The organism is Mesorhizobium sp. WSM4837 (genome assembly GCF_055811435.1).
This window is the reverse complement of sequence record NZ_JBVVQE010000062.1, coordinates 20,211-40,551: the sequence shown is the minus strand read 5'-3', so window position 1 is coordinate 40,551 and position 20,341 is coordinate 20,211. Positions and strand designations below refer to the sequence as shown.

At 62.6% G+C, this 20,341-nt stretch carries 17 protein-coding genes and 1 pseudogene; 11 read left to right on the top strand and 7 right to left on the bottom strand.

Annotated elements, in window-relative coordinates; all coding sequences use genetic code 11:
• The 9 genes and pseudogenes from AC0L3D_RS27950 to AC0L3D_RS27910 form a co-directional block, all read left to right on the top strand.
• Positions 1-580, top strand: a pseudogene (locus AC0L3D_RS27950) (TOBE domain-containing protein); the annotation flags it as partial.
• 83 nt (positions 581-663) lie between these two features.
• Complete coding sequence (dhaL, locus tag AC0L3D_RS27945) at positions 664-1,266, top strand: dihydroxyacetone kinase subunit DhaL (RefSeq protein ID WP_473627073.1); 603 nt, start codon at positions 664-666, stop codon at positions 1,264-1,266.
• A complete protein-coding gene (gene dhaM, locus AC0L3D_RS27940; protein ID WP_123146397.1) occupies positions 1,263-1,652 on the top strand; it encodes a dihydroxyacetone kinase phosphoryl donor subunit DhaM in 390 nt (129 codons plus the stop codon). Before dhaL ends, dhaM begins: the two co-directional genes overlap by 4 nt.
• A gap of 21 nt (positions 1,653-1,673) precedes the next feature.
• A complete protein-coding gene (locus AC0L3D_RS27935) occupies positions 1,674-1,976 on the top strand; it encodes an HPr family phosphocarrier protein (RefSeq protein ID WP_287171369.1) in 303 nt (100 codons plus the stop codon).
• Positions 1,960-3,546, top strand: coding sequence for a phosphoenolpyruvate--protein phosphotransferase (gene ptsP / locus AC0L3D_RS27930; RefSeq protein WP_473627039.1), 1,587 nt, complete (start codon positions 1,960-1,962; stop codon positions 3,544-3,546). The genes AC0L3D_RS27935 and ptsP overlap by 17 nt, the downstream gene beginning before the upstream one ends.
• An 8-nt stretch (positions 3,547-3,554) precedes the next feature.
• Complete coding sequence (locus tag AC0L3D_RS27925; protein ID WP_023796729.1) at positions 3,555-3,986, top strand: hypothetical protein; 432 nt, start codon at positions 3,555-3,557, stop codon at positions 3,984-3,986.
• Between the two features lie 35 nt (positions 3,987-4,021).
• A complete protein-coding gene (gene dhaK / locus AC0L3D_RS27920; RefSeq protein WP_128168336.1) occupies positions 4,022-5,008 on the top strand; it encodes a dihydroxyacetone kinase subunit DhaK in 987 nt (328 codons plus the stop codon).
• A gap of 197 nt (positions 5,009-5,205) precedes the next feature.
• Entirely contained in the window at positions 5,206-7,113 is a 1,908-nt protein-coding gene (locus tag AC0L3D_RS27915) for a propionyl-CoA synthetase (protein WP_473646476.1), read from the top strand.
• A gap of 131 nt (positions 7,114-7,244) precedes the next feature.
• Positions 7,245-8,327 carry an acyltransferase family protein gene (locus tag AC0L3D_RS27910; RefSeq protein WP_473627037.1) on the top strand — a complete coding sequence of 361 codons (1,083 nt, stop codon included), beginning with the start codon at positions 7,245-7,247 and terminating at the stop codon, positions 8,325-8,327.
• Positions 8,328-8,625: 298 nt separating this feature from the next.
• On the opposite strand, the gene AC0L3D_RS27905 is transcribed toward AC0L3D_RS27910, so the two are convergent.
• From AC0L3D_RS27905 to AC0L3D_RS27880, 6 genes are all read right to left on the bottom strand, one after another.
• Positions 8,626-11,007, bottom strand: coding sequence for a polysaccharide biosynthesis tyrosine autokinase (locus tag AC0L3D_RS27905; RefSeq protein ID WP_128172944.1), 2,382 nt, complete (start codon positions 11,005-11,007; stop codon positions 8,626-8,628).
• Between the two features lie 251 nt (positions 11,008-11,258).
• On the bottom strand, positions 11,259-12,155 hold the full coding sequence (locus AC0L3D_RS27900) for a UTP--glucose-1-phosphate uridylyltransferase (RefSeq protein WP_023796734.1): 897 nt from the start codon (positions 12,153-12,155) through the stop codon (positions 11,259-11,261).
• A 51-nt stretch (positions 12,156-12,206) separates the two neighbouring features.
• On the bottom strand, positions 12,207-13,181 hold the full coding sequence (locus tag AC0L3D_RS27895) for a glycosyltransferase family 2 protein (RefSeq protein ID WP_473646474.1): 975 nt from the start codon (positions 13,179-13,181) through the stop codon (positions 12,207-12,209).
• On the bottom strand, positions 13,171-14,121 hold the full coding sequence (locus tag AC0L3D_RS27890) for a glycosyltransferase family 2 protein (RefSeq protein WP_473627035.1): 951 nt from the start codon (positions 14,119-14,121) through the stop codon (positions 13,171-13,173). Before AC0L3D_RS27890 ends, AC0L3D_RS27895 begins: the two co-directional genes overlap by 11 nt.
• The gene (locus AC0L3D_RS27885) at positions 14,121-15,113 is read right to left on the bottom strand and encodes a glycosyltransferase family 2 protein (protein WP_473627071.1); all 993 of its coding nucleotides are present in this window, start codon (positions 15,111-15,113) and stop codon (positions 14,121-14,123) included. Before AC0L3D_RS27885 ends, AC0L3D_RS27890 begins: the two co-directional genes overlap by 1 nt.
• 28 nt (positions 15,114-15,141) lie before the next feature.
• A complete protein-coding gene (locus tag AC0L3D_RS27880; protein WP_473627034.1) occupies positions 15,142-16,311 on the bottom strand; it encodes a glycosyltransferase family protein in 1,170 nt (389 codons plus the stop codon).
• A 204-nt stretch (positions 16,312-16,515) separates the two neighbouring features.
• On the opposite strand from AC0L3D_RS27880, the gene AC0L3D_RS27875 reads away from it, so the two are divergent.
• Entirely contained in the window at positions 16,516-18,012 is a 1,497-nt protein-coding gene (locus tag AC0L3D_RS27875; RefSeq protein ID WP_353682530.1) for a lipopolysaccharide biosynthesis protein, read from the top strand.
• Between the two features lie 38 nt (positions 18,013-18,050).
• Positions 18,051-19,073, top strand: coding sequence for a phosphoribosyltransferase family protein (locus tag AC0L3D_RS27870; protein ID WP_023796740.1), 1,023 nt, complete (start codon positions 18,051-18,053; stop codon positions 19,071-19,073).
• A gap of 125 nt (positions 19,074-19,198) precedes the next feature.
• Here the strand turns inward: AC0L3D_RS27870 and AC0L3D_RS27865 are convergent, their stop codons facing one another.
• The gene (locus tag AC0L3D_RS27865; protein ID WP_473627032.1) at positions 19,199-20,278 is read right to left on the bottom strand and encodes a glycosyltransferase; all 1,080 of its coding nucleotides are present in this window, start codon (positions 20,276-20,278) and stop codon (positions 19,199-19,201) included.
• Positions 20,279-20,341 lie beyond the last annotated feature (63 nt).

Genomic DNA, 20,341 nt, shown 5'->3' with positions numbered 1-20,341 from the left:
GGGGGGGTGGGGGCGAACGCCGTCGATCTTTTTCTGGGAGGCCCGGTTGCGGCGGCTGGATGCAACGCTGCGCCCCTACCTCGGGCTCTAACTGACGGGCTTCCCGGCGGTGGCGGCCGCCACCATGCTTTATGTCACGCACGACCAGATCGAAGCGATGACGATGGCCGATCGCATCGGCATTCTTGCCGACGGCGTGCTGGCGCAGATCGGCACGCCGCGCACCATCTACTCGGAGCCGGCGAACCTTCATGTCGCCGCAAGGCTCGGCCAGCCGGCGATCAATCTGTTGCCGACCGGCCTGCTGCCGGATGGCGACATGCCGGCGGGAACCAAAACGATCGGCGCGCGTACAGAACATCTGTCGATCGGCAAGGCATCGAATGGCCCCGCCGACGGCGTTGTTAACTGGGTCGAGCATCTGGGCGACCAGAACCACCTGCATGTGACGGTGGGAAGCAGAAAGCTGGTGACGCTGACGGACCCCGACATCCAATTGGAAAAAGGCGACAGGGTGATTATCCGCTACCGGGCGCCGCTGTTCTTCGACCAGGCCGGAAACAGGATTGCAAACCGATGAGCCCCGGGACATTGGAAAAGAACGGGACACTGGAAAAGAGCGGGTCACTGGACAAGACTGCGACACTGGACAAGACCGGGACGATGGACAAGTTCGACCTGAAGACGCTGATATCCGTCACCGCCGACACGATTGCCGCTCACGCCGAAGAGCTGACCAGGCTCGACCAGGCGATTGGCGACGGCGACCATGGGCTCAACATGAAGCGCGGCTTCGAGGCAGTGCGCGCCGAGGCCGACACGTTCGCGACAAAGCCGCTGCCGGACGCTCTGAAGGCGATCGGCACCAAGCTGGTAATGACCGTCGGCGGGGCTTCGGGCCCCTTGTTCGGGACGCTGTTCATGGCGCTCGGCAAGGAAATTTCCGCAGAGCCAGATCGCGCCAACCTGATGTCGGCGTTCGGCAAGGCGATCGAGGCGGTGGCAGCCAGGGGCAAGTCGCAGGTCGGGCAGAAGACCATGCTCGACGTGCTGCAACCGGTGCATGACGCCCTGCTACAGGGAAAGACCGGATCGGAAATCGCCGATGTCGCGGACAGTGCTGCCGATGCCACCGTGCCGATGAAGGCCTTGCGCGGGCGCGCCTCATTTCTCGGCGACCGCTCCATCGGCCATATGGATGCCGGGGCACGCTCGACCGCGCTTCTGGTGCGGGCTGTCACCGAGACCATCGAGGGGCAAGCATGAGCAATGTCGGCATCGTCATCGTATCGCATTCACCGCTGGTCGCCGAGGGCACGGCCGACATGGTGCGCCAGATGGTCGGCGACGAAGTGCCGCTTGCATGGTGCGGCGGAAACGGCCATGGCGGGCTGGGAACCAATGTCGAGGCGATCATGGGCGCGATCAACAAGGCCTGGTCGGAGGCAGGTGTCGCTATACTTGTCGATCTTGGCGGCGCCGAAACCAACAGCGAGATGGCGGTCGAGATGATCGGCGAGCCGCGCGCGCACAAGATCATCGTCTGCAACGCGCCGATCGTCGAGGGCGCGGTGATGGCGGCGACGGAGGCGTCCGGCGGCGCCTCGCTCAGGGAAGTGGTGGCGACGGCACACGAATTGTCGCCATCGTGAATGAACAGGAATTTTGACTCAATGTCCGCATCCGCAGAAGCCACCGTTCTGATCACCCATGAGGTCGGCCTGCATGCGCGCCCTTCGGTGAAATTCACCAAGCTCGCCAAGACGTTTTCGGCCGAAGTCGAAGTTGCGCTCGCCGCCAACGGTCCTTGGTTCGACGCCAAGAGCATCGTCAAGGTGATGGCGGCCAAGGCGCCGAGAGGCACGGTGCTGCATATCAGAGCCAAGGGCGACGGTGCCGGCGAGGCGGTCGGCGCGCTCGTCGAACTGGTGCGGCGCGACTTCGACGAGGGCGTGGACCATGCCCGAACCGCTTAAGCTGCAGGGGATCCCGGCTTCGGCCGGCTATGCCGAAGGGCCGCTGTTCAACCTCGACCCGGTCGTCGCGCGCTATAAAGGTAAAGCGACCGCCGCTGACGAGAGGCTCGCGCTCGAAACGGCAATCGGCACAGCGACAGGCCGGCTTGCCAAGCTGATCCAGGCAACCGACGGCGATGCCGCCGACATTCTCGAATTCCAGCTCGCCATGCTGGAGGACGATGCGCTGACCGGCCCGGCCTTTGCCGCGATTGCCGCCGGCCAGCAGGCCGATGCGGCATGGCGGCAGGCGCTTGACGCCGAAATTGTCGGCTATGAAACGTCGGATCAGGATTATTTCCGGGCACGCGCCGCCGACATGCGCGACATCAGAGACCAGGTGCTTCGCGCGCTGACAGCGGACAGCGCGGCTGCCGCGCCGACAGGCGCCATCTTCTACGGCGAGGACATCGCGCCGACGCGCTTTCTCGAAACCGACTGGAGCGCCGGCGGCGGCATTGCGCTGAAGGCAGGCAGTACCGCCAGCCACGTCGCCATGCTGGCGCGCTCGCGCGGCGTGCCTATGATCGTGGGGCTCGGTGCTTCGCCGGCTGATCTTGCCGGCGTCGCCCTGCTCGATGCCGAGCACGGCGGCATCGTGCTGAGGCCAACAAGGGCAGAGGTCGAGGCGTTCCGGCAATCGTCGTCGTCTTTCGCGGCACGTCGCGACAGGGCGGAAACTTTTTTGGCTCGGTCGGCGGTGACGAAAGCCGGCACTGCGGTGCGGGTGCAGGTCAACATCGCCGATCCGTCCGATGTCGATGGTATCGATGTCTCGACCTGCGATGGCGTCGGGCTGATGCGGACCGAGTTCCTGTTCGGCAAGACGCTGCCGGACGAGGAATCGCAGTATCGCGCCTACCGCAAGGTGCTCGAATGGGCCGGCGACAGACCGGTGACCATCCGCACCATCGACGCCGGCGGCGACAAGCCGGTGCCGGGTTTCACCGTCAAGGAGGGTAATCCGTTTCTCGGCCTGCGCGGCATCAGGCTATCGCTGGCGAGACCGGAGGTTTTTCGGGTGCAGATCAGGGCGCTGCTGCGCGCCGCCTTGCATGGCAATCTCAAGGTGATGTTCCCGATGGTCGCCGTGTGGGACGAGTATCAGCGAGCAGCCGCGCTCTTCGCCGAAGAGCAGGCCGCGCTTGCCGCGCGCGGCGTCGCGCAAAAAATGCCGCCGCTCGGCATCATGGTCGAGGTGCCGTCGGTGGCGATCGCTCCTGAGGCGTTTGCCGAGGTCGCCTTCTTCTCGATCGGCTCGAACGACCTGACCCAGTATGTGATGGCGGCGGCGCGCGACAATGCCTCGGTCGCGCATCTCAATTCGATCAGGAACCCGGCCGTGCTTCGGCTGATCGCCTCGGTTGCGGCGTTCGGCCGCGCGCAAAAGATTCCGGTCAGCCTGTGCGGCGACGCCGGCGGCGATCCTGCGGCGATCCCGGCGCTGATTGAGGCCGGTCTGCGGGACCTTTCCGTGGTTCCCGCCCAGCTCGCAATGGCCAAGGTGGCCATTGCGGACGTCTCGATCTAGGCACCGGCATGGCCGAAACCAAGAAGACGCCTGAAGCCGGTTCCGAAGAGGCGATCCGCGCCTATAAGACGATCCTGTCGCAGGTCCTCGACCAGCGCCCGTCCGGCATGCGCCAGCGCCTCGCCGACGCGTTGGGCAAGCATCGCAGCTTCGTCACCCAGATTTCCAGTCCGGCCTACTCGATCCCGATCCCGTCAAAACATTTGCCGGCTATTTTCGCCGTCTGTCATTTCAGCCCGGCCGAACGCGACCATTTTCTTGCCGCCTACCATCAGGCGCATCCGGGAAAAATGTCGCTGGCATCCGGCATGCGCAAGACGCGGCATGTTTCGCTGATCGTTCCCGATTTCGGCGACGACAAACAGAACGCGGCGCTCGACAGGGCGGTCAACGATTTCATCCAGAAGATCACCAGCATCGCCGGCAAGGGCGGGACATAGTCGCGCCACGTTCAGCTATTTCGGGAGAGACGGCCATGAAGAAGTTTCTGAATTCTGTGGACACGGTGCTGACCGAAAGCCTCGACGGCTTCGTTGCCGCCCATGCCGACATCCTTGTGCTTGGCGACGAGCATAAATTCGTGCGCCGCAGGACACTCAAGCCCGGCAAGGTAGCGCTGATTTCCGGGGGCGGCTCTGGCCACGAGCCGCTGCATGGCGGGCTGGTCGGGCATGGCATGCTGGATGCCGCCTGCCCCGGCCAGGTGTTCACCTCGCCGACGCCGGACCAGATGATGGCGGCCGCGGAGGCGGTCAACACCGGTGCCGGCTGCCTGTTCATCGTCAAGAACTACGAGGGCGACGTGATGAATTTCGACATGGCTGCTGAAATGTCGGAGGGTGTGATGCAAGTGGTGACCAATGACGACGTCGCGGTCGAGAACTCCTCCTACACCACTGGCCGACGCGGCGTTGCCGGCACGCTGGTGGTCGAGAAGATCCTCGGCGCCGCGGCCGAGCAAGGCATGGCGCTGAAGCCGTTGAAGGCGCTTGGCGAACGCATCAATGGCGCGACGCGCTCGATGGGCGTTGCGCTGACCAGTTGCACCGTACCGGCCGCCGGCAGGCCGACCTTCGATATCGGCGACGGCGAGATGGAATTCGGCGTCGGCATCCATGGCGAACCCGGGCGCCGCCGCGACGCGTTGAAGAGCGCCGACGCCATCGCCGAGGAGATCTGCGCGGCGATATCTGGCGATCTCGGTGACAGGGCAAAAGGCCCGGCGCTGCTTTTCGTCAACGGCTTCGGCGGCACGCCGCTGATGGAGCTCTACCTGATGTACAACAGCGCCCGGAAAATCTTCGAGAAAAACGGCGTGACGGTCGCCCGTTCACTGGTCGGGTCCTATGTGACATCGCTCGACATGGCCGGCTGCTCGATCACGCTGACCATGTTCGACGATGAGACGACCGCATTGTGGGACGCACCGGTGCATACGGCTGCGCTGCGCCGGGGGATGTAGCACGGCCAACACCGCGCCACGGCTATAGCAACAGTATTAAGCAAGCAGGCGCTTTCTACGACCTGGCCGGTTGCGGCGATAAAGCGGCGGTCACGTCCATTTCGACCAAAGCGAGGTCGCCAAGACGAATTTGCACGTGCTTGCAAAAACAGCATACGCTATTTCCAAGGACAGAAACATTCCTGGGAGAAAGCTGGATGGCGTCACGCTACCACGAGGTCTATGACGGCTGGAAACGCGATCCGGAAAAATTCTGGGCGGATGCGGCCAAGGCCATCGACTGGTTCTCGCCGTTCGAAACGGTCTTCGATGCGAATGCCGGCGTCTATGGGCGCTGGTTTGGCGGCGCCTCCTGCAACACCTGCTTCAACGCCGTCGACCGCCACGTGGCGGGTGGCCGCGCCGATCAGATCGCGCTGATCCATGACAGCGCGATTTCCGGCACGGTCAGGAAATTCACCTATGCCGAATTGAAACGCGAGGTGATCGCGCTGACGTCGGTGCTGAAGAACCGCGGCGTCCGAAAAGGCGATCGGGTCATCATCTACATGCCGATGGTGGCGGAAGCTGCGTTTGCCATGCTTGCCTGCGCCCGTATCGGCGCCGTACATTCGGTCGTCTTCGGCGGCTTTGCTTCGCACGAGCTCGCCACACGCATCGACGACGCCAGACCGAAGCTGATCATTTCCGCCTCTTGCGGCCTGGAGCCCGGGCGGGTCGTCGCCTACAAGCCGCTGCTCGACAAGGCGATCGAGATGTCGCGGCACAAGCCCGAAGCCTGCCTCATCCTGCAGCGCGATCAGCTGCGCTGCGAGCTAAAGGAGAACCATGACATCGACTATGCCGACGCCGTCGCCCGCGAGCGGGCCGCGGGCGCCAATGTCGACTGCGTTCCGGTGCTCGCCACCGATCCGCTCTACATCATCTACACGTCCGGAACGACCGGCCAGCCCAAGGGCATCGTGCGCGACAATGGCGGCCACATGGTTGCGCTGAAATGGTCGATGGAGAACGAGTTCGGCGTCAAGCCGGGCGAGGTGTTCTGGGCGGCTTCCGACGTCGGCTGGGTGGTCGGCCATTCCTACATCGTCTACGGCCCGCTGCTGCATGGCTGCACGACCGTCCTGTTCGAGGGCAAGCCGGTCGGCACGCCCGACGCCGGAACCTACTGGCGGGTGATATCAGAGCATGGCGTGGTCGCGCTGTTCACCGCGCCGACCGCATTCCGCGCCATCAAGGGACAGGACCCCAAGGGCGAATTCGTCCCGAAATACGACCTGTCGAAATTCCGCACGCTGTTCCTCGCCGGCGAGCGCGCCGATCCGGAAACCATCAAATGGGCGGAGCAGAAATTGAACGTGCCGGTTATCGACCATTGGTGGCAGACCGAGACGGGCTCGCCGATGACGATCAACCCAGCCGGATTAGGGCTACTGCCGGTGAAATACGGCTCGCCCGGAGTGCCGATGCCCGGCTACGACATCCGTGTGCTCGACGATGCCGGCCACGAAGTGCCGCGCGGCACGTTGGGCAATGTCGTGGTCAAGCTGCCGCTGCCGGCCGGCTGCCTGCTGACGCTATGGAATGCCGATGACCGGTTTCGCCAAGCCTATCTCGAGGAATTCCCCGGCTGCTACAAGACGGCGGATGCCGGCATGATGGACGAGGACGGCTATTTGTTCGTGATGGCCCGCACCGACGACATCATCAATGTCGCCGGCCACCGGCTGTCGACCGGCGCCATGGAGGAGGTGCTGGCCGCGCATCCGGACGTTGCCGAGTGCGCTGTCGTCGGCGTCGCAGATGCGATGAAGGGCCAGGTTCCGCTCGGCTTCGTCGTGCTGAATGCCGGTGTCACGCGTGACAGCGCCACTATTGAGACCGAGGTGGTCACGCTGGTGCGCGAGCGGATCGGCCCGGTCGCCGCCTTCAAGACGGTGGTCACGATCAAGCGCCTGCCCAAGACGCGCTCCGGCAAAATCCTGCGCGGCACCATGCAGAAGATTGCCGACAAGGAAGACTGGACAATGCCGGCGACTATCGACGATCCGGTCATTCTCGACGAAATCACCGCAGCGCTGCAGGGACGCGGAATCGGGCTTTAGCTGCTTTCGGAGCGCGGCAGGCGGATCGCGGCTTCGGACGAATACGAATTCATCCTGCACTGCAATCGTCTGTTGTGCAATGCAGCAATAGCCCTTAAACCTTTGCGTGGGGGGCCATTCCGAGGCACGGCATGGCTCAGCAAAAAACAACATTCGGCGGCGTCGACATCCTGCGTTTTGTCGCCGCTGTCCTCGTGATGGTCTACCACTACGGCTTCTGGGTGTGGGCGTTCCCCGAGGGCGTTTCGGCGCGTGCGACGGGCGGCATCCCGCCGCATCCGGAAATAGGCGGACTGGTCCAATTCGGATGGGTCGGCGTCCAGATATTCTTCGTCATCAGCGGCTTCGTCATCGCCTTCAGCGCCGAGCATTCCACACCGCTGCGGTTTTTCGAGGCAAGGGTGAAACGATTGGCGCCGGCCGTCTGGATTTGTGCGCCGGTCACCGCGATGGTGCTGCTTCTCGTCGATCTCAGTTGGCCGACGGACGCAGTCACCACGCTCATACGCACCGTCCTGTTCGTTCCGTTCAACCCCTGGGTCGACAGCGTCTACTGGACGCTTGGCATCGAGATCGCCTTTTACGCCATCGTCTGGATCCTGCTGCGGCTCGGCCGCTTCGACCTGATGGAAGCGGTGGCAGTTGCGCTCGGCGCTATCAGCACGATTTTCTGGTGCCTGTACTATCCATTCGACTGGACGGACCTTGCCGAGGCGCGCTGGCTCGACCTGCTCCTGGTGCATCACGGATGTTTTTTCGCGACAGGTGTGCTGTTCTGGCTGATGCGTTTCAAGGCAGTGACGCCCGCCCGCCTTGTCTTCTGCGCCTTGTTCCTGGCCGGCGGCGTGCTGCAGATCATAAGCGCTGTCGACGTCCGCAGCATCAAGGTCGAAGCCGCGATGCCCTACGGGCCGCCGATCGTCCTGTTCCTCGCTGCCATGGCGCTGATGGCGTGGTCGTTACGGCTCGATCTGTCCTGGCGCGGCTGGCGCCGGATCGGCCTGATGACCTACCCTCTCTATCTGATCCATAATGTCGTCGGCGCAGCCATTCTCGGAGCCTTGGTGCGTGCGGGAGTGCCATACCTGCTTTCGGTGGTCATCGTCGGGGCGACCATGATCGCCGCGAGCTGGCTGATTGCGATCGAGGCCGAACCGCGCATCCGGCTTCTGCTCGACCACACCATCTTCCGCTACCGTCTCAAGGCGGCGTAACGCGCCAGCGTCGTCACGCCGGTTCCTGGCTGCAAACGTCCTACGGTGGAATGTCCGGCACAAAGCAGGGTGCGAACGCTTTTGCGCGACCCGTCGTGGCTCGGCGACCTGATCAAGCGAGGAAATCGACCGGCACCCTAAGGAACGTCATTCTTCACCGACCCTACCGGCTCGTGCACAGGCTGCCTGTCATGGTCTGTTCGAGGGGCATTCGTCTTCGCTCACGACGGCCTCGGCCCGGTATCGGCCTGACGGCGCAAGACGACGATCTGCTCAATATCGGTCCTACAGACCGGCCTCAGCTGTTCACCTTCGTCCGCGCTTCCGACTTCTCCAGATAGTATGACGAATATCTGTCGAAGAATTTTTCCGAGCCGCCGATCGATCCATACTTCGCCAGCTTCTTCAAATCGACCTTGTTGAGGACGACGCCGACGATCTTGTTGGCGATATAGGATTCCGAACTCAATATGGATTGCACCATCGCACGCGGCGTGCGCCCCCACTCGGTCACGAGCACGAAGCCGTCGGCAAGCGGCGCAAAGGCCTTGGCATCGACCACGGGGCCGAGCGGCGGCAGATCGACGACGATGTACTGGAAGGTCTCCTTGGCATTGTCGATGAAACGCCGCATCCCGGCCGACGACAGAAGCTCGCTTGTGTGCGAGAAATGACCGCGCGGCACGGCGGGGACGATCGCCAGCTTGGTCTGCCGGTCGATCTTGCCGACGGACTGCCAGGTCTGCCCGCTCACCACCGCTTCCATCAGGCCTTGCTCGGCTTCCATGCCAAGGCTGCGGCTGAGGCCGGGGTTACGCAGGTCGCCGTCCACCAGCAGCGTTTTCGACCCGTTGGCGGCAAGCAATCCGGCCAGATTCGCCGCCACGGTCGACTTGCCCTCGCCGGGAAGGACCGAGATTACGCCGATGACCCGGCTGCCCTGCCCTTCCATCACCACGTCGAAGGCAATCTTGGCGCTGCGCAGCGTCTCGGAAAACATCGATGCCGGGGCGTCGATGCTCACCCGCATGCGCGCGCGTCTTTCAGCCGCCGACGCTGATTGGGCGGTTTTGATATCCGCCTGACCGTCATCGCGCTTGTCGTCCTTGGCGACCTTGCTGCCAATGATCGGCAGGTAGCCAAGGAATTTGAGGCCGACGCGATCGCGAACGTCTTCGCCGGTCCTGAAGAACCGCTCCCTGAACTCATTCAGGCCACCAACCCCGGCTCCCAACATCACGCCAAGCACGAGCGAAAGTCCCAGCACTATGGACGTGCGCGGGGTTGCCGCGGACTTCGGCAGCGTCGCGTCCGAGATGACGCGGATCTTGCCGACCGGGAAGGACTGCTGCTGGGAGGCTTCCTCGTAGCGGCCAAGGAACGTTTGATAGAGCGTCGAGAGCGCCGTTGCCTTCTGCTCCAGTTCGCGCAGCTTGACCTGCGACTGGTTGTCGATGGAACTCTTGCCAGCCGCTAACGCGACATTTGCACGGAGCGCCGTCTCGCGCGCGAGAGCGACTTCGTATTCGTTGCGGTAGCTTTCGGTCAATTGCTTCAGCTCGCCGAATATCTGCGCCGATATGTCGGCCCTTTCCTTGGCAAGTGCGACCGCCTGGGGATGCTCAGCCCCGAAATTGGCTTCGATATCCTGCTGCCGCTTGGCGACAGTGAGATAGCGGGTCTTGAGCGTTGAAATGATCGAGTTGCTCGGCTGGTCGGCGGATATCGCGGCGTCCCTGAATGCGTTGTCCGAACCGCTTTCGACGATCGACTTGTATTGCTGGTAGCGGGCGCTGGCGCGGGCGGTGTCGGCCTGCGCCTCAATGAGCTGGCCATTGAGGTCCGACAGTTGCTTGTCACTGATCAACTGGCCGTCATCGACGGCCAGCCCATGTTCGGCCCTGAACTTCTCGACGGCGAGCGCCGCTGCGTGGGAGCTTTCGCGAAGCTCCGTCAGCCGACCTTGCAGCCAGACCGCCGCCCGCTCGGTCGCATCGAAGCTCGCATCGAGCTGATCGGCGAGATAGGCGTCGGCATAGGCTTTGGTAACCGCGGTCGCAAGTGCGGGGTCCGTGGCCTGGTAGGCGATGGAGATCACATAGCTGCGACCGATGCGCTCGGCTTGCACCTCGTCCTGCAGTTTGAGGATTGCGTAATCGCGCCGCGACGAGGCAATCATCGCGTCACGCGTCGCCGGGTCAAGCTGAGTAACATCGGCCGTACCCACGGCGGGGTTGGGACGGAAATACCGGACCACGCCGCGCACAAAACCGGCAGCCTTCGACACGGCCGACGTCGGAGGGTTCATGAAAGCGTCGTTCTGATCGAGCTTCTGCTTGTCGACGACCACCGCCGCCAGTCTCGCCGAGTGGAGTATTTCGATCTGGCTCAGAATGGCGGAGTCGGTCTGCATGCTGACCGACGCCGCCGAGACCTCGTCAACGACCTTGTTCAATCCTTCATCGATCAGCACACGGCTCGTAGCCATGTAGGTGGGAGGCGTGGTCTGCAAATAGAGCACGCCCAGAAAAAGTCCGATGGCAGCGCATGCCGCAACCACCTTTGCCTGCCTTGCTGCCATGCCGAGCAGGCGCTCGACATCGATGAAATCGTCGGCGCTGACTGGGTCCGAACTCGGCAATGGTTTCCTCTTGTCGAGAGGAAAATTGGCATAATTCATCTTCGGTCCAATTCAAGTTTGCATCTAGAGCGGCGGTCTCTCAAGTCGAACGCGCCGCCGCTCTATTTTTGTTTGAGCCTCGGAAACCCTGTCTCCACTCGGGTCCGCTGCTCTCGTCTGCAGGCGCTAGAGCGGGAGCATCAGCATATGCCCAACGCAAGCTTCATGCCAGCCACCGCGAGACCTGGGCAGTCAAACATATCGGCATGTCTTGCGTCACCATTCATATGCTTGCTCCCAAAAAATGGGCTTTATGCGGCTTCCACCCGGCGCTCATGCAACCGGACGAACTCCTGAAGCATCTCGAAGATCGGTCCCTTCATGTCGTCGCGCGCCAGCGCGAAGGCGACATTGGCCTGGATGAACCCTTCCTTCGAGCCACAATCGAACATCCGGCCGTTGAAGGGCTGCGCGAAGAAAGCCTGGCTTTGCGCAAGGCGGACCATGGCGTCGGTCAGTTGGATCTCATTGCCGGCGCCGCGCTGCTGATTGCCGAGCAGCCCGAATATTTCAGGCTGCAGGATATAGCGGCCGTTGATGTAGTAGTTCGACGGCGCATTCGCCGGAGCCGGCTTTTCGACCATGGCGGTGACCTCGAAGCCCGAGCCGACATCGGCGCCGCAGCCGACGATGCCGTATTTGCTGGTCTCGGTCGGGTCGCAGCGCTCGACGGCGATGACGTTTCCGCCGGTCTGCGCATAGAGGTCCGCAATTTCAGCGAGACATCCGCGACCGCCGAAGGACACCATGTCCGGTAACAGCAATGCGAAGGGCTCGTCGCCGATGACTTCCCGGGCGCACCATACCGCATGGCCCAGACCTTGCGGTGACTGCTGCCGGATGAAGCTCGTCGCACCAGCCACGGGAAGCAGGCTTTCCAGCGCCTGAAGCTGCGCCGTCTTGCCGGTTTGCTCCAAAGTTCCGATCAATTCTGGATGCAGGTCGAAATAATCCTCGATGACCGCCTTGTTGCGGCCCGTCACGAAGACAATGTGCTCGATGCCGGCTTCGAACGCCTCGTCCACCGCATATTGCACGACAGGCCTGTCGACGACCGGCAGCATTTCCTTCGGCATCGACTTGGTCGCCGGCAGGAATCGCGTTCCAAGCCCCGCTACCGGTATGACTGCCTTCCTGACTTTCTTCATTGCATATTCCTTCTGAGGAGATCGACTTCAACCTGTCGCAGGCCGCGAAAACTATTTTTCAGCTGCTGCACCCTTCACCTCCCCCGCACCCACGGCAAATTGCGCCGCCACCCTTCGCAGCCGAACGGCGATCGGCATGCCCATATGCCAAACCGCCGCCGGATCGCTGAGCGCCGTCCACACCGCCTTGAGTGGGGACCGCGCCTTGATGTGCTGGACCAGAGAAAGGAACGACGCCGCCTTGCGCAGGCTGCGCGTGCGCCTTGCGAAAGCGGCTGCGGCCTTTGCGTCCATCGAATGGGTTCTGGCGAAAACGAGGTCGGCCTTACGCATCGCCTCGACGTGATGAGGTTCGAGCACGCGGGAAATGGAGCCGGTCCGGATATGGTAGACATAGCCGGTCGTCGGCTCGACCACGCACTTGCCGCCCTTGGCCAGAGCACTGGCCAGCAAGATGTAGTCCTCGCCGATGATCAGGCTTTCGTCATAGCGAAGCCCGTTTTCGTTCAGAAACCGGCGCTGGAAGATCGGTTTGAGATAACCGAGATTGAACCTGGATTCGAAGACCACATTGCCGGCAATATAGTCCGCCAGCGAGATTTCACTCAAACCCTCGAGATAGTCGGCCGGGAACATCGTCTCTTCGGCAACACCGTCCTCGCGAACCACCTGGAGATTGTCAACTGCGATCGCGGCGCCCGCTTTCTCGGCGCGGTCAATCATGGTGCAGATCCGCCCGGGATAGACCGCGTCGTCGGAATCGAGGACCGCCACCCACCTGCCGCGGGCAAGCTCAAGGCCGACATTCCTGGCGCCGCCTGGACCGCGGTTTTGCTCAAGTGCGACGACGCGGACGATGTCTTCGGGGTAGGATCGCGCCAGATCGAGCGTCCGGTCGCGCGACTGGTCGTCGACGACGATCACCTCCACGCTGACATCGCGCTGGGCGATGGCGCTGGCGATCGCCCGCTCGATGGTCAGCTCCGAATTGTAGGCGGCAATGACAAAGGTGACGTCAGGCTGCACGCTTGCCCCCTTCCTGCGGCGAGGGCAGGCCGTATTGGCGGATTTCACGCACGCCGACAAGACCGCTCACGACGCCGACATGCATGATGCCGCGAAGCACGCTGCGGTTCCTGCGCACGGGACTGATGGCGACCGGGATTGCCGATGCGAAACAAAAAACCGCCTTTGCCGAGGCGAGGCCGACTTGCCTGACCAGCGCGAGGCCATGCGCGTCGCGCCCCAGCAGGTGCCCATGCGTCTGCCCGACGCGGAACCGGCGGCGACGGAGCCAGTCGAAGGCCGCCCTGGCGCGCGGCACCACTTCATCGACCCAGGCCTGCGGCGAAAAGGCGATGCGACCGCCGGCCTTGACCATGTGGTCGAAGAATTCGGTGTCCTCGCCGCCGGTCTGGCCACGCGCCAGGCTGAATCGCCGGCCGCGGAGGCTGTCGGCGCCCATACTGAGCAGGACGTTGCAGGTGTAGCCGGTGCGGATCTCGCCGCCCACCCAGACGGGCAGTGTGGAGTGAAAATCGCCGCGGCGCATCCAGTTGGGCGCATCCGGCCGATAGCGCGCCCGCACTGGCCCGAGCACGGCGGCAGCGCCACTCAAGTCCGCCGTTGCAACCAGTTCGACGAGCCATCTCGACGATGCCGTTTCGTCATCGTCGAGGAAGGCGACGAAATCCGCCGTGCTGGCGTCGAGGCAAGCATTGCGGGCGATTGAGATGTTGCGTGCCGGGCAATGACGATAGCTGATCGGCAGCTTCAGCGTCTCCGCCAGCGTCGCCACCAGCAGTTCGGCCGTTGGCCCGTCATCATTGTCGGCGACGATGACGCGGATGTCGAATCCCGAAGGCACGTCCAGGGCGGCTACCGAGCGAAGCGTGTCGGCAAGCTCCGGCCGCCTAAACGTGCAGACGCAGACGTCGACGCTGCGGTTTTTTTCGGCCACACCCATCACGCCACCCTTCTACGTTGCAATCGCGGTCCAAGCAGTTGCAGCCAGAAACCGACGGACCAGCCGAAATGCATGACCATCGCCGAAATCCCGGCAAGGGCGCTGTCCGGATTGCGCTGGCTGATCGCAATCCACACGCCATAGCCGAGACAAACCGACGCCCACACCAGAATCGGCATGACTGCCAGCCAATGCACGAAGAAAAAGGCAGAGAGGAGGACGACAGGGAACACCAGGAGCGGCACCACCTGCCGGACCTTCGGTATCATGCGGTGCTTGAGAACGTTCTTTGCCCGGCCGCGGCCATAGCCGAGATACTGGAAATAGAGGCCGGCGAGCGACGAGCGCGGGTAATAGATCATTTGCGTCTTGCCGCTCATCCAGATCCGGTAGCCGGCCTTGCGCAGCCGGTAGTCGAGCTCCGCATCCTCGTTGTGGCTGAACGTCTCGTCATAGCCGCCCACCGCCTTGAACGCCGAAATCCGCATCAGCGCATGGTGACCGTGGTCGACCCACTCTCCCGCCGAGAGATGCCGGTGCTTGGAGCCGCCCGTGCCGAGCTTGGAATTCTGTGCAGCCGCAACCGCGTTCTGCACTGCGCCGCTGCCGCTGGTCAGCATCGAGACGACGACCGAATCAGCGCCGGTGGCCAGCGCCTCTTCGACCAGCCGATCGCAATAATCCGGAGGGTAGCCGCCATGCGCGTCGATGCGAATGAAATATTCAGCCCCATCGCCGTACCTGGCGATGGCGAGATTGATCGCCGCGCTCTGGAGGCGCTTTTCATTGTCAAGAAGGATGATCATAGTATCCTTCCTGGCGATCTCCTCGACGATCGCCCTGGTGCCGTCCGTGCTACCGCCATCGGCAACGATGATCCGGGCGCCGAGCCTTTCGGCGGCCGGTCGAAGCTCGTGAACAAGCGCACCGATGTGAGCCGCTTCGTTCAGGCACGGAATCACGATCAGGTTGGACGGCATTTCGGTCTGCATCATCGACCCATCTCCTTCCCTAGCCATCCTAAGCCAGTGCCTCGGCAGCATATGAACCGGGCGCGACCGTCAATCCGCGAAGCTTCTCGACGAGCGCCCGGCAATCGCTGCGATCGTGGCTCCAGGTTCGCGGATTGCGGGCAAGAACACGCGCCCGCAATTTCCCGAAACGATGCTCCTCCAACTCGCCCAGGGCAGCCTCGAGTGCCTCGGGAGTGGCTTGAGGCAAGAGAACACCGATTCCCTGCTGGTCGAGGAACCGGCCGGTTTCGGTGTGGCCCATCGAGATCGGCACGGCGCCGAAGCGGCAGCCCTCGTAGAGGCGGTTGGGCAGCAGCCATTCAGAATTCAGCCCCTGCTCGAAAAAATCGATGGCCCAGGAAAAATGAACCTCACGGTAGATCGTCGCCATATCTTCGGGATTCCGATAGGGTCCGCCAAACGAGAGCCAGGGCTCAGAGTCGACGAAACCGTGGAAATCCGGAAATTCGGAAAGCGCCGGACGGCCCCTGAGGACGATTTCGAAGCGGCCCTCAAGTCGTCGGGAAAATTCGGCCAGCAACTCCAGGGAGCGGCGGCATCGGAGCGCGCCGAACCAGCCGATCCGCCAAGGCGGAGCGAAGGGCTCCGCCGCCGCGCGATCATTCAGCGAAACCGCGGCAGGCTCGAAATATTTGTTTTCGAGCAGTTCGACCGGCGCGGCAATCTGCCCGAACGGCTTGAAATAGTTTGCGATGAAGGCCGGCGAACTGGTGACTAGCAGCTTTACATCCCTGGCCAGATAGCGCTCCGCGCCACGCATCGCCTTGCCCAGAAAATCGTCGCGAAGCATCAGACGATGGATGTCGAGACACTCATAGACGATCGGCACGGTTGCCTGGAATGCCGATTTGGCACGCCGGGCAAGCGCCAGCATTTCCAGATTGCGCGCGATGATGAGGTCGGGTCTCGGCATCGAACCGAGTTTCGACCCGATCGAAACCGCCGCCTTGGTGACCGCTGCCAGCCGTTGGGCGAATCGGCCGTCGCGCGTTGCGCCAAGATCGATCGGATGCAAGCCCTCGACCTCGGCGATCGGGCTTGCTGACCGGCGAAAGCCCGCCAGTGTGACCTGGGCGCCGCCTGCCTTGAGCATTATGATCCGCCGGCGCACTGCCGGGTCGGAGACGTCGTGCACCAAGTACAAGACATGCAGCATGAAAAACTCGACCGCTGTTGGCCCACCCGAAAGAATCCTAGTACAGCTCGTGCTGCATCGCAACATTTTTGGTGCAGCATAGCAGGGATCGACGTTTTTTGTGTCGACGTTTTTTGTTGCGCTGCAAAATTATTGCCGTAGTTTGGTGGCAGCATCGGGCATGGGTCGGGACTCCGGACCGGCACGAAATCAGGGACCCTGAATTTGCAAGCCAATGCATTCGACCCGCCAGAGGGCTCTCTCCGCAGATCGGTCGGACGCGGCGCTATCATTACGGCTTTGGCGCAATCGGTGCGGGTTGCGACACAGATCGTCTCCGTCATCGTGCTGTCGCGCCTGCTCTCGCCGCAGGACTTCGGCGTCGTGGCGATGTGCGCGCCTGTGCTGGCTTTCATCGCGCTGTTCCAGGATTTCGGCCTGACCCAGGCGACGATTCAGAAAAGCGGAATCAAGCATGAGGAGGTCAATTACCTCTTCTGGGTCAATGTCGCGGTTAGCGCATTGCTCGCCTGCGTGCTTGCCGGCGCGGCGCCTCTGGTCGCCGCCTTCTATGGCGAACCGCGGGTGTCAGGCCTGGTGGCAGCACTCGGGCTGCAGATCATAGCCTATGGGCTGGGCGCCCAGCATCTGGCGCTGCTGACACGCCGAATGCAGTTCGCCCGCTTGGCCATCATCGACGTCGCAAGTGCCATTGTCGGCCTCGCCGTATCGATCGCCTGGACTTTCATAGACCGTTCCTATTGGGCGCTTTTTGCCGGCACCCTGACAGCAGCCGTACTGCCCACGCTTTGCTACTGGGCAAACTCGCGATGGCGCCCCAGCCTGCCGCGCAAGGTCAACGGCATTAGCGAGCTGATCAATTTCGGCGCCGGCATCACCGGGTTCAACTTCGCCAACTTCTTTGCCCGAAATCTCGACAATGTGCTGATCGGAAAATACTGGGGCGAAGCGCAGCTTGGACTCTATGACCGCGCCTACAAGCTGCTTCTGTTTCCGTTGAGCCAGATCACCAACCCGCTGTCGAAGGTCATGGTGCCGGCTCTTTCCAGGCTGAAGGACGAGCCGGATCGCTACCGCAGCGCTTACCTTCGCGTCATGCCGCTGATATTGCTGGTCGCACTTCCAGGTGTTGCCTTCGCCATCGCCATGGCCGACGTGCTGATACCGTTCGTGCTCGGCGAGCAGTGGCGGCAGAGTTCCAGCATCTTCCTGGCGCTCGGTTTTGCCGGGCTGCTGCAGCCGCTCAACAACCCGGCGGGATGGCTTTTCATCAGCCAGGGCCGCTCGGGCGATTTCATGCGCTGGGGCATCATAACAGCCTTGACGTCGGTGCTGGCCTTCCTGATCGGCCTGCCCTATGGCGCGCTGGGCGTGGCGATCGCCTATGCGGTCAGCGAGTATCTCAGAACGCCTTTTCTGTGGCTGTATATCGGAAAGACCGGGCCGCTGCGGGCAAGCCATATGCTTCGCGCGGCAACGCCCTTCGTGCTTGGCGCGCATCTGGCGCTTGCCGCGATCTGGTTCGCCAAGCCGTTGCTGCCGCAACAGCACATCTTCGCGATGGCGAGCGCGGTGGCGCTGTCCTACATGATCACGGTCATGACCGCGCTGGCGTTTGCTTCCGGCCGCGAGGCGTTGCGGGAGGCCCTAAAACTGTTGCCGGCACGGGCGCCTAAGGCAGCGCCAAGCGAGGCAAAGTAACTTGCACGGACATCCATACGAGGACCAGGTCTGATCCCATGCACTATCGATCGATCTCCGACATGAATGACGCGATTGTCAGGAACCTTCACCGGTTGCCGCGCGACATCGACCTGGTGGTCGGGGTCCCGCGAAGCGGCATTCTCGCCGCCACCCTGCTCAGCCTAACGGCGAACATTCCGATGACCGACCTGGACAGTTTCCTAGCCGGAAAGATCTATTCTTCGGGCGTCACCAAACGCCGCGCCGCGCTCGACCGCCAGGCGACCGATATGCGCAAGGTCCTGGTGATCGACGACAGCGTCAGCGGCGGCGCTGCCATGAGAGAGGCGCGCAGCCGGGTAGAGGCCGCCGGCATCAAGGCGGACTTCACCTTTGCCGCGGTGTTCGGCCTGCTGCCCCAACACGAGGAAACCGACATCGTCCTCGAGGTCGTGCCGCATCCAAGGATGTTCCAATGGAACTTCATGCACCACAAATTCCTCGCGCAAAGCTGCGTCGACATTGACGGCGTGCTTTGCCTGGACCCGACCGAAGCAGAAAACGACGACGGCCCCGCCTATGAGAAATTCCTGGGCGAAGCGCTGCCTCTGTTTGGCCCGACCCGCAAGATCGGCTGGCTCGTCACCAGCCGGCTCGAGAAATACCGCGCGCTTACCGAAGCATGGCTGGCAAAGCACGGCATAGAATACGACAAGCTGATCATGCTTGACCTGCCGAGCAAGGCAGAACGGCAACGGCTTGGCGTGCATGGCAGTTTCAAAGCCGATTTCTACCGCAAATCCGATGCCATCCTGTTCATCGAAAGCGAGCACCAGCAGGCCCTCAAGATCGCCGAGCTTTCCGGCAAGCCGGTGCTGTGCGTTGAAACGCATCTGGTAATTTATCCCGACACGCTGTCACTTCCGGCACTTGGACAGGCGGCGCGCAACCTTCCGGGTAGGTTAAGGCAAATCAGTTCGCCTGACGGGCGCAAGACGGCAATCAAGACCGTCGCGCGCACGCTGCTTGGCGAACGCGGTTACGAGACGCTCAAAAGCCGGGTCAAACGACCGGCTTGAACCCGGTTTCGGGACTTAAAGCGCGTCACGCGACGCGCGCTGTAATTTTTTTTATGCGGTCGTTGTCGCAAAACCGCTACGCACCCCCGGGTCAGGCCCGAGGGCATGCTTTTGGGCGACATGCGTTAGGCGGCTTGCCGCGAAGGCTGTTGTGTCGCCCTCTCCAGCATCGAGAAGAAGGTCGCGAATTGACCCGCCGGATCGAGTTCCGGGCGCTCGGAGAATGCACGCGCCGCCGCTGAAAGCCGCCCATATTCCTGGCTGTCGGTCCACAGACGCCTGACCACGGCCACCCAGTCGGCGAGTGGGGCATCGTAATCCAGCACCACGCCACCGGAGCCGATCGCTTCGGGCAGGCCGCCACGACGCGAGCCGACGACTGGAATGCCGCTGCAATGGGCTTCCGACGCCACCCGACCCCAGGCCTCTTCCCATTTGCTGGGAGCCAGCAGGATTTTCGTGCGGCCGTAGACCGTCTTCATGTCGTTGGTCCGGCTCTCCAGGGTGACGTTGCCGACCGGCGCGATCGTCTGCTCGATCCGGGCCCGATGATCATCGTCAAGCTTCCAGCTTTCGACGAACAGGAACGGGATTTCAGAGCAGGCGGCGGCGATGCGCACCGCAAGCTCGAAACCTTTTTCCTCATAGGGGTTGATCAGCGTGACAAACTCGCCTGTCGTCGGCGTGCGGTAGAGCGCGGGATTGATGGTCGGCGGTATAACCGTCGAATCGATATCGAATTTTGCCTTGTAGGTGCGCGCCGTGAACTCGGAATTGGCTATGTAGAGCGCAGAATGCAGCTCGCGCAGATCGCCGCCCAATTCGTGGAACTCGACATTCCTGAGATAGACGACCAGCGGCACGCCTTCGGCCTGCAGCGCCTTGCCGATCGGAACCGACTTGTGGCACTGGACCACGGCGACATCCGGCCTCAGCTTTTCGACGGCGAAACCCGCCGCCTCCCAGGGAAACCAGGCGCGCACGACCGGATAGCCCGGAAAGCTGTCGATGACAGCGCGCTGCCTCAAAAGCTTCATCTTGGCGCGCGCCTTGTAGCCGAAGACGCCCTGGCCGAATAGGGCGGCGAGCACCGAAGCCTCATGCCCGTGCTCGCGCAACTGTTCGGCAAGGTGATGGGTGCTGGACTGGACACCGCCGCTGAACTGGGGCGTGTAACCGTTACCGCCTGCAAAAAGCACTTTCATGGTTTCGGCTCCTTGTCGCATTCTCAAGTTTACGGGCAATGACGCACGCTTATTTACGGATGC